This window comes from Collinsella aerofaciens (genome assembly GCF_040915545.1).
GTDB lineage: Bacteria > Actinomycetota > Coriobacteriia > Coriobacteriales > Coriobacteriaceae > Collinsella > Collinsella aerofaciens_BE.
Map to the genome: position 1 here is coordinate 32,961 of NZ_JBCPDH010000002.1, position 12,797 is coordinate 45,757.

Consider the following 12,797-nt stretch of genomic DNA (forward strand, 5'->3'; position numbering starts at 1 on the left):
GCCTTCCTTAACTTTCGTGCATGAGTGCAAAAGACATGTCGGCGCGGCAACAGACCTCACCGTTGACGCTTGCAGTACCCGTCGCAAAGCGGAACGGCCCGCGCGCACGCGTGATGGAGCACACCAGATCCACCGTATCGCCCGGGCGCACCGGACGCTTAAAGCGCACCTTGTCCAGACTCGTGTAGAACGGCGTCGCGCCGCGCGCCTCCTCATCGCCCATCAGCAACACGCAGCAGTTTTGGGCGAGCATCTCGCACTGGATCACGCCGGGGACCACCGGGTTTCCCGGAAAATGCCCCTGCAAAAAGTATTCGTCGCCCGTAATCGTGATCTTGCCGTGGGCCTCGTCGCCCACCAGCTCGGCTTCGTCGAGCAAAAGCATCGGCTCGCGATGCGGTAACAGCTTCTTGAGCTCTTCTTTGTTCATGGATATCACCTATCCGATCCTCATGAGGCAGCTGCCAAACTCCACGAGGTCGCCGTCGGCCACGCAGATCTCGAGCACCTCGCCGTCTGCCTCGGCCGTCACCTCGTTGAGAACCTTCATGGCCTCGATAATGCAGAGGGTCTCGCCGGCCTTGACCTTAGAGCCCACGTGCACAAACGGCTCGTCGCCCGGCGCCGGGGCAGCATAGAAAACGCCGATCATGGGAGCGGTCACCTCGGTGCCCTTGGGCTCCGGTGCGGCGGCAGGTGTCTGCGCGGCGGGCTCCGGTGCGGCAGGCGCGACTGTGGGAGCTGCAACTGGAGCGGCCATAGCGCTCGGCATGGGCATGGGCACGGCAACCGGCCGTGCGGCGCTCGCGCGCTCGAGTTCGACCGCGGTGCCATCGGGCTCCTCAACGCGCACGCGCGTGAGGCCGCGGTCCTCCATAACATCGGCTATCTCGGCAAGTCTTTTGGAATCCATGCTCTAGCTCCTCGTATATCTACGCAGCGCGATGGCGGCGTTGTGCCCGCCAAAGCCTAGGTTGGTCGAAAGCGCCCAGGTAAGGTCGGCGCGAACTGCGCGATTGGGCGTGTAGTCAAGATCGCAGGCGGGATCGGGCGTGCGGTAGTTAATGGTCGGCGGCACCACGCCCTGCTCGAGCGCCATGGCGCAGGCCATGACCTCGATGGCGCCCGTGGCACCGATCATGTGGCCGGTCATCGACTTAGTCGACGAGACGTGCGCGGCGCGCGCCGCGTCCTCGCCGAGCGCACGCTTAATGCCCGCCGTCTCGGACGAATCGTTGAGCTTGGTCGATGTGCCGTGAGCATTGATGTAGAGACCCTCGGAAGGCCTGACGTCGCCCTCGGTCACCGCCAGCGATATCGCGCGGGCAATGCCGGCAGCCTCGGGATCAGGACTCGTGATGTGATAGGCATCATCGGTGTTGCCGTAGCCCACGACCTCGGCATAAATGTGCGCACCGCGCGCCTGCGCATGTTCCATGCTCTCGAGCACGAGCACGCAGGCGCCCTCGCCCATCACAAAGCCGTCGCGGTCTGCATCGAACGGACGGCAGGCCGTCGCGGGATCGGGGTTGGTGGTCAATGCACGGCAGGACGTAAAGCCCGCAACGGCATCGGGGATAATTGCAGCCTCGGCGCCGCCCGCGAGGATCGCGTCGGCATAGCCGTGCTTGATGGCGCGGAACGCCTCGCCCACCGCATGGGCCGAGGTTGCGCACGCGGTCACCACGGGCAGGGTCGGGCCCTTTGCCTTGTGGCGGATTGCGATATTGCCCGATGCCATGTTGGGGATCATCATCGCGATCATATAGGGCGATGCGCGGCGGGGCCCACGTTCGGCAATCGTATGGACGTTGTCGACGAGCGTCGTCATGCCGCCCACGCCCGAGCCCACGTAGACGCCCAGGCGCTCTCGATCGATGGCGCCTTCGACATCAAAGCCCGCATCGCGCATGGCCTCGTCCGAAGCCGCCATCGCAAACTGAACGCAGGGGTCCAGATGCTTTGCATCACGCTTGCCAAAGTACTCGTTGCCGTCAAAGCCCTTGACCTCGGCCGCTACCTTGACGGCAAACGCATCGGTATCGAAGTGCGTAATCGGGCCGATGCCGCACGTGCCAGCGCACATTGCCGCCCAGGTGGCAAGCGCGGTGTTGCCGAGCGGCGATACGGCACCTATGCCGGTGATTGCAACTCTCTGTTCCATCATGGTCTCCTCATCCAAGCCGTTCTTCGGCCCTGGTTTCTACATCGCCATTCCGCCGTCGACGCGCACGACCTCGCCCGTAATGTAGGCAGCCGCATCGCTCGCCAAAAAGCGCACCACGCCGGCCACTTCCTCGGGGCGCGCCATACGCTTAAGGGGAATCTGCTCCTCGGTTACCGTACACACCTTCTCCGAGAGCTTTGCCGTCATATCTGTCTCGACAAACCCGGGGGCGACCACGTTCACTCGTACACCGCGGGGCGCAAGCTCGCGCGCCACCGCCTTGGTCAGGCCGATCACGCCCGCCTTGGAGGCAGCGTAGTTGGCCTGCCCGGCATTGCCCATCAGGCCCACAACCGAGCTCATGTTGACGACGCAGCCGCCGCGCTGGCGCATAAAGGTCTTGGTGAGCGCACGCGTCGTGTTAAACGTTCCTTTAAGATTGACATCGAGCACGCGATCGAAGGCGTCATCGCCCATGCGCATGAGCAGGCCATCGCGGGTGATGCCAGCGTTGTTGACGAGCGCCCAAATGGAGCCAAAGTCGTTGAGGACCGCTTCCACGCACGCGTTGACGGCAGCGGGGTCGGCCACGTCACATTGATATGAGCGCGCCGTGGCGCCAGCCGCCTCGCAGGCGTCGCACGTCTCGCGCGCCGCATCGACGCTGCCGGCATAGACGACGGCGATATCGTAGCCATCCTCCGCCAGACCGATAGCGCAGGCGCGGCCGATACCCCGCGAGCCGCCCGTGACCAGTGCCACGCGACGTGAGTCGTTGCGCTCGAGCGCGCCATTGTTCAAGTTGCCCATGTCATTCCTTTCGGGTTACAGCCCTGTGGACTATGCGAGCTCGTCGGCAATAGCTGCGACCTGCTCGGCCGTCTCGCACGAATACACACGAACGTCGCTCAACGTACGCTTGATCAGGCCAGACAGCGTTTTGCCGGGGCCGACCTCAATAAATGTGTCGATGCCTTGATCCTGCAGAGCATGCAGCGTATCGACCCAGCGCACGGCATTGCTCACCTGATTGGCCAAGACATCCGATGCCGTCTGGGGGTCCGCCGGATAGGGCGCCGCTGTCATATTTGCCAAAACAGGAATGAGCAACGGGGACGGCGCGTGACCGGCCTCAATATATGCGGCAAGGCCACAGGTCGCCTCGGCCATATAGGGGCTATGAAATGCACCCGACACCGCGACCTTCATGGCGCGGCCGCCAGCCTCTTTTACTAGGACGTCGAGGGTCTGCAGCGCATCGGGCGCTCCGGCCACAACCGTCTGCTGGGGACTGTTGTAGTTGACCGGCCAGCAGTCCTCGCCGGCCTGCGCAGCCAGGTTCTCGACTTGCGCAGCATCAAGTTTGATGACGGCGCGCATGCCGCCAGGGTGACGCTCGGCCGCCGTGGCCATCAATGCCGCGCGCTCACACACGAGCTCAAAACCCGCTCGCGTATCGAATGCCCCCGCAAAGCTGAGTGCAGCGACCTCGCCCAGCGAGAATCCCGCACAGGCGGCAGGCACCACGCCGCGCTCGCGCAGGGCGACGGCGACAGCCAAGTCGTGCACGAACACGCAAGGCTGCGTGTTCTCGGTCTGCGAGAGCTCCTCCTTGGAGGCGCTCCGGCACTGCTCGCTCGTCCCCGGGCGCACCTCGTCGGCAATGGTGAACACCTCGGCGGCCGCCGGCGATGTCTCGATCAGGTCGACGCCCATCGCGGGGTGTTGGGCACCCTGGCCGGCAAACAGAAACGCTACGCTACCCATGCGGACGCACCCTTCAGGACGCGCTCGGCGCCATCGACCAGATCGTCAACGATTTCGCGTGCGCTCTGGCGCTCGCTAACCATGCCGGCAATCTGTCCACACAAAAACGAACCCTCTTCGTAGTTGCCGTCCTTGGCGGCCTTACGCAGCGCACCGGTTCCCATAGCACCGAGCTCCTCGGCACTCGCGCCGGAACCCTCGCTCTTGGCATAGGCGTTGGTGAAGGGGCTCTTGAGGGCGCGCACTGGATGTCCCGTCGAGCGACCGGTCGCACGCGTTGAAGTGTCGTTGGCCTTCAGGACCATCTCTTTGTACTGCTCCGAGACGGTGCACTCGTCTGCGACCAGAAAGCGCGTACCCACTTGCACGCCTTCGGCGCCCAGCATAAAGGCGGCCGCCACGCCGCGGCCGTCGGCAATACCGCCGGCGGCCACGACGGGAATGTCAACCGCATCGACGACCTGCGGCACCAGTGCCATCGTCGAGGTCTCGCCAATATGGCCGCCCGATTCGGTACCCTCGGCAACAACCGCCGTGGCTCCACGACGTGCCACGAGGCGCGCCAGCGCCACCGAGGCAACGACCGGGATGACCTTGATGCCCGCCTCGTTCCACGCCTTCATGTACTTGGCGGGATTGCCGGCGCCCGTCACGACGACCGGCACTCGCTCGTCAATCACAACCTGTGCAACCTCGTCGGCGAACGGGCTCATGAGCATGACGTTGACGCCAAAGGGCTTATCCGTCCTGGCGCGCAGCTCGTGAATCTGGTCGCGCAGCCAGTTGGCGTCGGCGTTCATGGCCGCAATGATGCCTAAGCCACCCGCCTCGGACACTGCGGACGCCAGCGAGGCATCGGCAATCCAGGCCATACCGCCCTGGAACACGGGCTTTTCGATGCCGAGCAGATCGCAGAGAGGAGTCTTGAGCATCTCTACTTCTCCAATGCCGCCTCGACCGTATCGGCGAACTCGCCGACCGTCTTGGGGTTCTCCTCGGTATCGAGCTGGATGCCAAACTCGTCCTCGACGGCGACGAGGATCTCGACGGTGCCCAGGCTGTCGAGACCAATCTCCTCGAGCGTGGACTCGGGCTTCATCTCAACGTCGTCAAGACCAGCGGTCTCGCGGATAACGTCGCAAACGCGCTCGAAGGTCTTCTGATCTGCCATGGTAGTTCTCCTTTGGTTGTGCCCTAGGGCGTTTTTATTTCCTATGTGCGACTACTTCCAACGAAGCAGATAGCCACCTATATCCAGACCGGCGCCAAATCCAACCAAGGCGATGGTGTCGCCTGTGTGAAGTGCACCGGCGTTTGCCAGCCGGTCGAGGGCAAGCGGAATGCATGCGCTCGAAATGTTGCCGGTCTCGCGCAACGTGCGAACCACGCGCTCGTCCGGCACGCCCAGGCGCTTGACCGCCTGGCTCAGGATTCGTTCGTTAGCCTGATGGAATACAAAATGATCGATGTCTTCGACCGAAATGCCCGCATCGATCGCAAGCTTATGGACCGTGTCGCAGATGGCGTTGACGCCGAACTTGAACACGCGGCGGCCATTCATGGACAGCACACTCGCGCTATCTGCGGAGGCCTTAAACGGCGACGTACCGACCAGACCGGGAACGCGCAACGTCACGACGTCGGGCGCCGTCGAAAGCTCAACGGCAAGGGGGTTGTCTCCCCCAGCCTCTATCACAGCGGCGCCTGCCCCATCGCCAAAGAGCACGCAGGTGGCGCGGTCTGTCCAGTCAAGCGCGCGCGTCATCTGCTCGGCCGCAACGACAAGCGCATGCTCGGCTCGTCCTCGGGCGATATAGCCCTCGGCGACATCGAGCGCAAATACGAAGCCGGCGCAGGCCGCCGAGACATCGAAGGCAGGACACGTCGCGCCCAGACGCTCGGCTACGGCACACGCCTCGGCGGGAACAAGATGGTCACCCGTTGTCGTCGAGCAGACGATTAGATCCAGCTTGCTCGCGTCGATTCCGGACACCTGGAGTGCCTGCTCGCTCGCCGCTACGGCAAGGTCGTCGAGTGACTCGGTGGTGCAGACGCGGCGGCTCTTGATGCCTGTGCGGGTAAAAATCCACTCATCCGAGGTATCGAGGAACTCAGACAGCTCGTCATTGGAAACACTGCGCTTAGGAAGCGCCGAGCCTGTTCCCAGAATCGTGAAACCCATCACTAACCTCCTTTGAGTTGTTGACGTGTTTACATCGACCAAGAGAGGATAACGCATTTCAGTCTTTGTTGACGTGTTAACATTATATTGTCCAAATGCGACAAAGGCTTCACATTGTGTCTATCTCTCGACACCATTGCATCATTCACTTATTCAATAAGGAGGTAGCAGCCGCTATGGATGCCCAATTAACGATTGTCGACGTAACCGGATCGACCAACGATGACCTGCTCGAGGCAGGAAAACAGGGTGCGCCGCACGGCACAGGACTTGCCGCCCGGGCTCAGACGGCAGGACGCGGCCGGCGCGGCCACAAGTGGGATTCAACCGCCGGCAACCTATTGCTTTCGATTGTCCTGCGCCCATGCGTTAATCCTGCAAAGTTCTCTGGTCTTGCCGCCGTCAGCGGCCTAGCGGTGCTCGAGGCACTCGAAAAACAGGGTCTTGCAAACGAGATTGGCCTCAAATGGCCCAACGACCTGGTCGCGCGTGGACGCAAACTCGGCGGCATTCTGGTCGAGGCCGCACGCGATAACGAAGGCAACCCTTTTGCGGTCTGTGGCATCGGCGTTAACGTGAACTATGTGCCCGCGGAGGTTCCCGATGGCGGCCTGCCAGCAATCGGTCTCTCGGACCTTAACGAAAACGTTCCTGCCGTCGACATGCTCCTCGATGAGGTCTATCACGCCGTTATAGACGCTGTAGATGCCTGGACAGAACGCCTCAACTCCATGGAAGAAAACACCGGACCGCTCGCGCCCGTCCACGGCGAATATGTCGCTCACCTCAATTGGATCGGGGAGCACGTTATCGCCCGCTCCCCCGCTGGAGACGAGCTGGCACGAGGCATATTTAGAACGGTCGACGATTGCGGCCGCGCATGCATTGAGACCGAGAGCGGCTTGTGCGTCTTCCACTTCGAAGAAGCATCCTTGCGCCCCCTGAGCGAATAGGGCGCCGCAGCCGCCGGCTCGGCAGACGAATTCGCTATCCCAAAATCTAAACTCAAAACAAAAGGGCCCCGCTACCGTAACGGCAGCGGGGCCCTTTAAGCTATGAGCGATATCGCTTAGAGCTTGATGTCGATGTCGACGCCAGCGGGGAGGTCGAGACGCATGAGCGAATCAACGGTGCCCGAGGTGGGGTCGAGGATGTCGATGAGGCGCTTGTGGGTGCGCATCTCGAACTGCTCACGGGAGTCCTTGTTCACGTGCGGCGAGCGGATAACCGTGTACAGGTTGCGCTCGGTGGGCAGGGGGACAGGACCGGAAACGCGAGCGCCGGTCTTCTGAGCGGTCTCGACGATGAGCTTCGCGGACTGATCGACGACCTCGTGATCATAGCCCTTGAGGCGAATGCGGATCTTCTGGGTAGCCAACTTAAACCTCCAAAGAGTGCGAGAGATGTTCTCGCAGGATTACGTAACAGGGAGCTCGAACTTAGGCGTTCTTGCTCATGACCTCGTCCACGATGGACTTGGGCGCGGGCTCATAAGAGTCGAACTGCATCGTGTAGGATGCACGGCCCTGGGTCTGGGAGCGAAGGTCGGTAGCGTAACCGAACATCTCGCCCAGCGGCACCTTGGCACGGATGAGCTTGCTGTTCTTGCGATCCTCCATACCCTCGATCTTGCCGCGGCGACCGGAGAGGTTGCCCATAACGTCGCCCATGTACTGCTCGGGGGTCTCGACCTCGACAGCCATGATCGGCTCGAGCAGCTGCGGATCGGACTTCTTGAGGGCGTCCTTGATAGCCATGGAACCGGCGATCTTGAAGGCGGCCTCGGAGGAGTCGACCTCGTGGTAAGAACCGTCGAACAGGGTGACCTTAACGTCGAGGACCGGGAAGCCGGCGATAACACCGGTGTTCAGGGCCTCCTGGATGCCCTTGTCGATGGACGGGATGTACTCCTTGGGCACGACGCCGCCGACGATAGCGTTGACGAACTCGTAGCCGAAGCCCTCCTCCATCTTCTCGAGCTTGATGACGGCGTGGCCGTACTGACCGCGACCGCCGGACTGGCGGACGAACTTGCCCTCAGCCTTCTCGACGTCGTGACCAGCGGTCTCGCGGTAGGCAACCTGGGGCTTACCAACGTTAGCGTCAACCTTGAACTCGCGGAGCAGACGGTCGACGATGATCTCGAGGTGCAGCTCGCCCATGCCGGCGATGATGGTCTGGCCGGTCTCGTGGTTGGTGGACACCTGGAAGGTCGGGTCCTCCTCGGCGAGCTTGGTCAGAGCCAGGGACATCTTGTCCTGCTCGGCCTTGGTCTTGGGCTCGATGGCAACGTCGATAACGGGCTTAGCGAACTCGATCTTCTCGAGGACGATCTCCTTGCCCTCGGCGCACAGGGTGTCACCGGTGGTGGAGTTCTTGAAGCCGACGCAAGCGACGATGTCGCCGGCGGCAGCGTCGTCACGGTCGATACGCTCGGCGGCGTTCATCTCGAGGATGCGGCCGAGACGCTCGCGCTGACCGTTGGAAGCGTTGACCACGTAGGAGCCGGACTCAGCGCGGCCGGAGTAAACGCGGACATAGGTGAGCTTACCGACGAACGGGTCGGTCATGATCTTAAAGACCAGGCCGGAGAAGGGCTCGTCGAAGGAAGGATGACGCTGAATCTCCTCGCCGGTGTCCGGATCGGTACCGGTGACGGCCTCGACGTCGAGCGGGCTGGGCAGGTAGTCGACGACAGCGTCGAGCAGCTCCTGAACGCCCTTGTTCTTGTAGGCGGAGCCCACGAAGACGAGGTTGAGCTCGTTGGCCAGAACACCCTTGCGCAGAGCAGCCTTGAGCTCCTCGACGGTGAAGTCCTCCTCCATGAGGATCTTCTCCATGAGCTCGTCGTCAAAGCTGGCAGCAGCGTCGAGGAGCTCCTCGCGCTTGGTGGCAGCGATGTCGGCAAACTCAGCCGGGATCTCGTCCATCGGCTCGGGGTAGGTCATACCCTTCTCGTCGGCCTTGAAGTCCCATGCAGTCATGGTGACCAGGTCGATGACGCCCCAGAAGTTGTCCTCGGCGCCCATCGGGACCTGAGCGGCCACGGCGTTGGCGTCGAGACGATCCTTCATGGTCTCGATAGCGTTGAAGAAGTCGGCGCCCACGCGGTCATACTTGTTGATGAAGGCGATGCGGGGGACGTTGAAGGTAGAAGCCTGACGCCAAACGGTCTCAGACTGGGGCTGAACGCCGGCAACAGCGTCGAAGACGGCGACAGCGCCATCGAGGACGCGCAGGCAGCGCTCGACCTCGGCGGTGAAGTCAACGTGGCCCGGGGTGTCGATGATCTGGATGCGGTAGTCCTTACCGTCCTTGTTCCAGAAGCAGGTGGTAGCAGCGGAGGTGATGGTTACGCCGCGCTCCTGCTCCTGAACCATCCAGTCCATGGTGGCAGCGCCCTCATGGACCTCACCGATCTTGTGGGTCTTACCGGTGTAGTAAAGAATACGCTCGGTCGTGGTGGTCTTACCGGCATCGATGTGAGCCATGATGCCGATGTTACGGGTATCGGAAAGCTTGTACTTAGGCTTAGCCATGTTAGTTCCTTACCTTAACTTACCAACGATAGTGAGAGAACGCGCGGTTGGCCTCGGCCATCTTGAAGACGTCCTCACGCTTCTTGACGGAAGCGCCCAGGCCGTTGGAAGCGTCGAGGATCTCGTTGGCGAGACGCTCGGCCATGGTCTTCTCCTTGCGAGCGCGGGAGAAGTTGACGATCCAGCGGATGCCCAGAGCGGTGGAACGACGGGAGTTGACCTCCATCGGGACCTGATAGGTAGCGCCACCGACACGCTTGGGCTTAACCTCGAGCGTGGGCTTGACGTTGTCCATAGCCTTCTTGAAGGTAGCGAGAGCGTCGCCACCCTCGGACTTCTCGGCAACGATCTCGAAAGCGGTATAAACGATGCGCTCAGCGGTGGCCTTCTTGCCGTCAAGAAGGACCTTGTTGATGAGCTGAGTCACCAGGCGGTTGTTGTAAACGGCGTCAGGCTGAACCTCACGACGATTAGCTGCTGCACGACGCGGCATGTGAAATCTCCTTAAGTGTCTACCGTGCGGCCCTTAGGCGGCACACGGCGAAAGTATCAAAACGTTATCTGGCTTATTTAGCCTTGGGGCGCTTAGCACCGTACTTGGAACGGGCCTGCATACGGTTCTGGACCGGAGCAGCGTCGTAGGCGCCACGGATGACGTGATAACGGACACCAGGGAGGTCACGGACACGACCGCCGCGGACGAGCACGATGGAGTGCTCCTGCAGGTTGTGGCCCTCACCCGGGATGTAAGCAGTAACTTCGATGCCGTTGACGAGGCGAACACGGGCAACCTTACGAAGAGCCGAGTTCGGCTTCTTGGGGCTCGTGGTGAAGACGCGGGTGCACACGCCGCGCTTCTGGGAGTTGTGCTGCAGAGCAGCGTTCTTGGACTTCTTGGGCACGGAACGACGGCCCTGGCGAACCAGCTGGTTAATAGTAGGCAAAGCGTACTCCTTCTCGAATGATTCCAGCTTTCTGTAAAGTGCAACGGCTTGAATCGAGGGGTCAGCATCCCCCTACGAAACACGCAGTTCGATAGGATACGTGGCGTTAGCTGTGCCGTCAACAGACCACGCCGCCAGGCGTATCCCAAAATAGCCATATTTCCGCAAAGCCTACACAAAAGGAATCCCCTCCTGTGCGCGGGGGCGGATTCCCGGCCCGGGCGGCCCGCTGTTTAAGTTTGCTGCTCTACAGTCCTGCGCAAGACGGAAAGCACATTAAGTGCTTTCCTTTGCGTGCGGAACTCGCGACAAACTTAAACAGCGGGCCGCCCGGACCGGGAATCCGACGTGCTTGTCGGGGCAACGTTCCCTTCCAAATAGGGACAGGTTTATTTTGGTCGGTTTTATCTGGGGAAACGTCGCGCTCCAGCGGTGATCTGCTCTCATCTGTCGCATGGAAATCGGCGGCGTTTCCATTTAACGCAAAAGAGGCCGCTTCCCCTAGTAGGAAGCGACCCCAAATCTTACGAATAGACGATGGTAAAGGGCTCTTTCGTTTCGGTCTCCCCTGTTGATGTATACCTCACAATTTCAAGGGTTACCGAGACAACTTGATCGACATCAATCAACTTCGTTGGCACCCAGATGTTCTCTCCGCTTTTGCGCCCATAAGAAAAATATAAGTTGAACACCCCTGCGTCGTCATCTTCGATAATCTGCTCCGATCCATCCTTGTAGCTGACGGTCAGCTTATTATCAACTGCTTCATAGCCCAAATCATCGATGTGCGTCTGGATGGAAAACGGGCTAATCTCAAGAGGCGAGTCACCGGAGCGGAGTTCCTTTGTATCGACGTACGCTCCAATATTGAACTCGGGTGTCGACGCCTCAAACCGCCTCGCACTCTCACCTTCACCCTCGGTCCAATGGATATTCCAGGTGACAGCATGTTGCAAATCTCGCTCGCGATCCATAGCGGCAAAGTACATCGTGCCATTAATGACAGTATCGCTTGATGTGTCCTTATCAATTGTGCTGCGTGTGTCAGGCCATTCCTCGCCGAACTTCATATCGGGCGTGCCGATGCCCTGCTCTTCTTCACCATAGAGAACAAGTTCGCCAATCTCTGCTGCTGGCTTGTAGTAGTTAACTCCATTTGGATTGGACAACGTAAACGTCACGGCTCCGCAGCCGTTTTGGTCGATTGCCATCTCATGGATATCAAGCGTATAGCCGTTGCCCTCGACGGACAGATTAACCTCCTGGACTGCGCCTTCCAGGCTTTGGGGCGCGATGCCATCGCCAAACTCTCTGGTGTAGGTATATTTAGTTCCCGATGAGCCGCCGTTGGTCCAGGTAATGGAATCCCCGTTGCCGTGGTTTCCCCAGGCAGAGGCAAAATAGCTGGAATTGACGACGGCGTAGGCGACCCCTCCGGTCGCCAGCACTCCGGCAAGGCATCCGATCGCGGCAACATACAGAGGCTTCGCGTGACCCTTTCGGCGAAGCGGCTCACCAGCAGCGGCATAAAGAACACGGTCAGCAAGATCGCTATCGGCTTGGACGGACTCGAAGGCCTGCTTGATTTGATTGGATTTCACGGTCGCCCTCCTCTAGGATGAACTTGAGCTTCGATCTGCCGCGAGCCAAACGCGTTCGAACAGTCGCGGCTGGCACATGCAATAACTCGGCAATCTCTGAGGTCGAAAAGCCCAGATAGTAATAGAGCACGATGGGAACACGGAATCGTTCCGGAAGTCGCATAACGTCTGACAGGACCGCCTTGGTCTCCTCCTGCGCCGTCGAAAGCGAATCGGCCAGGTTCTCAATATCCTCCACACGCCTCCATGGCTTTCGAAAGAGAGATTTGCATTCATTGATCGTGACCCGGATAAGCCATCGACGAAGATGTTCCCAGCTTTCAAATTGGGCATCGCTTTTGAGTAACTTCAGAAAGACGTCTTGAGCGACATCGTCGGCATCGGCACGATCGCGCAGATACGTCAATGCGATTCGAAACACGACATCACGGTGATCCTCGACCGCCTGTCTAAATGCTTGTTCTTCCATAATCACCTCCCGGTGATGCTGATGTTTCTTGCTGAGGCCCTCACCATAGATACGCTTTGACCGAACGAAATGTTTCAAATTCAAGCAGGAATAACCTACCAAAAAAACCCTGCCCCTTATTGGCAAGG

15 protein-coding genes are annotated in these 12,797 nt (G+C 60.4%); 1 reads left to right on the forward strand and 14 read right to left on the reverse strand.

Going from position 1 to position 12,797, the window contains the following annotated elements:
• Positions 1–7: 7 nt before the first annotated feature.
• Genes fabZ through AB5202_RS01015 form a run of 8 tightly spaced genes read right to left on the reverse strand, consistent with a single transcriptional unit; the run spans position 8 to position 6,116 of the window.
• The gene (fabZ, locus tag AB5202_RS00980; RefSeq protein ID WP_099432064.1) at positions 8–430 is read right to left on the reverse strand and encodes a 3-hydroxyacyl-ACP dehydratase FabZ; all 423 of its coding nucleotides are present in this window, start codon (positions 428–430) and stop codon (positions 8–10) included.
• Positions 431–439: 9 nt separating this feature from the next.
• Entirely contained in the window at positions 440–913 is a 474-nt protein-coding gene (gene accB / locus AB5202_RS00985) for an acetyl-CoA carboxylase biotin carboxyl carrier protein (protein WP_368144600.1), read from the reverse strand.
• Positions 914–916: 3 nt separating this feature from the next.
• Complete coding sequence (fabF, locus tag AB5202_RS00990; protein WP_196025294.1) at positions 917–2,164, reverse strand: beta-ketoacyl-ACP synthase II; 1,248 nt, start codon at positions 2,162–2,164, stop codon at positions 917–919.
• 39 nt (positions 2,165–2,203) lie between these two features.
• Positions 2,204–2,977: a 3-oxoacyl-[acyl-carrier-protein] reductase gene (fabG, locus tag AB5202_RS00995; protein ID WP_368144582.1), complete on the reverse strand. Its 774-nt coding sequence runs from the start codon at positions 2,975–2,977 to the stop codon at positions 2,204–2,206.
• A gap of 30 nt (positions 2,978–3,007) precedes the next feature.
• A complete protein-coding gene (locus AB5202_RS01000; protein WP_195520902.1) occupies positions 3,008–3,934 on the reverse strand; it encodes an ACP S-malonyltransferase in 927 nt (308 codons plus the stop codon).
• Positions 3,922–4,866 (reverse strand): enoyl-[acyl-carrier-protein] reductase FabK, encoded by a 945-nt coding sequence (gene fabK / locus AB5202_RS01005; protein ID WP_195520903.1) that lies wholly within the window; start codon positions 4,864–4,866, stop codon positions 3,922–3,924. Before fabK ends, AB5202_RS01000 begins: the two co-directional genes overlap by 13 nt.
• Positions 4,867–4,868: 2 nt before the next feature.
• Positions 4,869–5,105, reverse strand: coding sequence for an acyl carrier protein (locus tag AB5202_RS01010; protein WP_006235019.1), 237 nt, complete (start codon positions 5,103–5,105; stop codon positions 4,869–4,871).
• Positions 5,106–5,156: 51 nt separating this feature from the next.
• Entirely contained in the window at positions 5,157–6,116 is a 960-nt protein-coding gene (locus AB5202_RS01015; protein WP_196025296.1) for a 3-oxoacyl-ACP synthase III family protein, read from the reverse strand.
• Positions 6,117–6,292: 176 nt separating this feature from the next.
• On the opposite strand from AB5202_RS01015, the gene AB5202_RS01020 reads away from it, so the two are divergent.
• Complete coding sequence (locus AB5202_RS01020) at positions 6,293–7,069, forward strand: biotin--[acetyl-CoA-carboxylase] ligase (RefSeq protein ID WP_215674038.1); 777 nt, start codon at positions 6,293–6,295, stop codon at positions 7,067–7,069.
• A gap of 116 nt (positions 7,070–7,185) precedes the next feature.
• On the opposite strand, the gene rpsJ is transcribed toward AB5202_RS01020, so the two are convergent.
• The 6 genes from rpsJ to AB5202_RS01050 form a co-directional block, all read right to left on the reverse strand.
• Positions 7,186–7,494 carry a 30S ribosomal protein S10 gene (rpsJ, locus tag AB5202_RS01025; protein ID WP_022094184.1) on the reverse strand — a complete coding sequence of 103 codons (309 nt, stop codon included), beginning with the start codon at positions 7,492–7,494 and terminating at the stop codon, positions 7,186–7,188.
• Between the two features lie 61 nt (positions 7,495–7,555).
• On the reverse strand, positions 7,556–9,655 hold the full coding sequence (gene fusA, locus AB5202_RS01030) for an elongation factor G (protein ID WP_022094183.1): 2,100 nt from the start codon (positions 9,653–9,655) through the stop codon (positions 7,556–7,558).
• A gap of 19 nt (positions 9,656–9,674) precedes the next feature.
• Positions 9,675–10,148: a 30S ribosomal protein S7 gene (gene rpsG / locus AB5202_RS01035; RefSeq protein ID WP_006235013.1), complete on the reverse strand. Its 474-nt coding sequence runs from the start codon at positions 10,146–10,148 to the stop codon at positions 9,675–9,677.
• Positions 10,149–10,221: 73 nt separating this feature from the next.
• Complete coding sequence (gene rpsL / locus AB5202_RS01040) at positions 10,222–10,599, reverse strand: 30S ribosomal protein S12 (RefSeq protein ID WP_006235012.1); 378 nt, start codon at positions 10,597–10,599, stop codon at positions 10,222–10,224.
• A gap of 524 nt (positions 10,600–11,123) precedes the next feature.
• Positions 11,124–12,200 (reverse strand): DUF4179 domain-containing protein, encoded by a 1,077-nt coding sequence (locus tag AB5202_RS01045; protein WP_215674036.1) that lies wholly within the window; start codon positions 12,198–12,200, stop codon positions 11,124–11,126.
• Positions 12,151–12,669 carry an RNA polymerase sigma factor gene (locus tag AB5202_RS01050; RefSeq protein ID WP_252204670.1) on the reverse strand — a complete coding sequence of 173 codons (519 nt, stop codon included), beginning with the start codon at positions 12,667–12,669 and terminating at the stop codon, positions 12,151–12,153. The genes AB5202_RS01045 and AB5202_RS01050 overlap by 50 nt, the downstream gene beginning before the upstream one ends.
• Positions 12,670–12,797: the final 128 nt, after the last annotated feature.

What these genes read in the sequence shown, in the direction of transcription:
- fabK (WP_195520903.1), bottom strand. Translation starts at nt 4,866, where the DNA reads ATGCTCAAGACTCCTCTCTGCGATCTGCTCGGCATCGAAAAGCCCGTG.
- AB5202_RS01010 (WP_006235019.1), bottom strand. Translation starts at nt 5,105, where the DNA reads ATGGCAGATCAGAAGACCTTCGAGCGCGTTTGCGACGTTATCCGCGAG.
- fabF (WP_196025294.1), bottom strand. Translation starts at nt 2,164, where the DNA reads ATGGAACAGAGAGTTGCAATCACCGGCATAGGTGCCGTATCGCCGCTC.
- fabG (WP_368144582.1), bottom strand. Translation starts at nt 2,977, where the DNA reads ATGGGCAACTTGAACAATGGCGCGCTCGAGCGCAACGACTCACGTCGC.
- AB5202_RS01000 (WP_195520902.1), bottom strand. Translation starts at nt 3,934, where the DNA reads ATGGGTAGCGTAGCGTTTCTGTTTGCCGGCCAGGGTGCCCAACACCCC.
- fusA (WP_022094183.1), bottom strand. Translation starts at nt 9,655, where the DNA reads ATGGCTAAGCCTAAGTACAAGCTTTCCGATACCCGTAACATCGGCATC.
- accB (WP_368144600.1), bottom strand. Translation starts at nt 913, where the DNA reads ATGGATTCCAAAAGACTTGCCGAGATAGCCGATGTTATGGAGGACCGC.
- rpsG (WP_006235013.1), bottom strand. Translation starts at nt 10,148, where the DNA reads ATGCCGCGTCGTGCAGCAGCTAATCGTCGTGAGGTTCAGCCTGACGCC.
- fabZ (WP_099432064.1), bottom strand. Translation starts at nt 430, where the DNA reads ATGAACAAAGAAGAGCTCAAGAAGCTGTTACCGCATCGCGAGCCGATG.
- AB5202_RS01015 (WP_196025296.1), bottom strand. Translation starts at nt 6,116, where the DNA reads ATGGGTTTCACGATTCTGGGAACAGGCTCGGCGCTTCCTAAGCGCAGT.
- AB5202_RS01050 (WP_252204670.1), bottom strand. Translation starts at nt 12,669, where the DNA reads ATGGAAGAACAAGCATTTAGACAGGCGGTCGAGGATCACCGTGATGTC.
- AB5202_RS01020 (WP_215674038.1), top strand. Translation starts at nt 6,293, where the DNA reads ATGGATGCCCAATTAACGATTGTCGACGTAACCGGATCGACCAACGAT.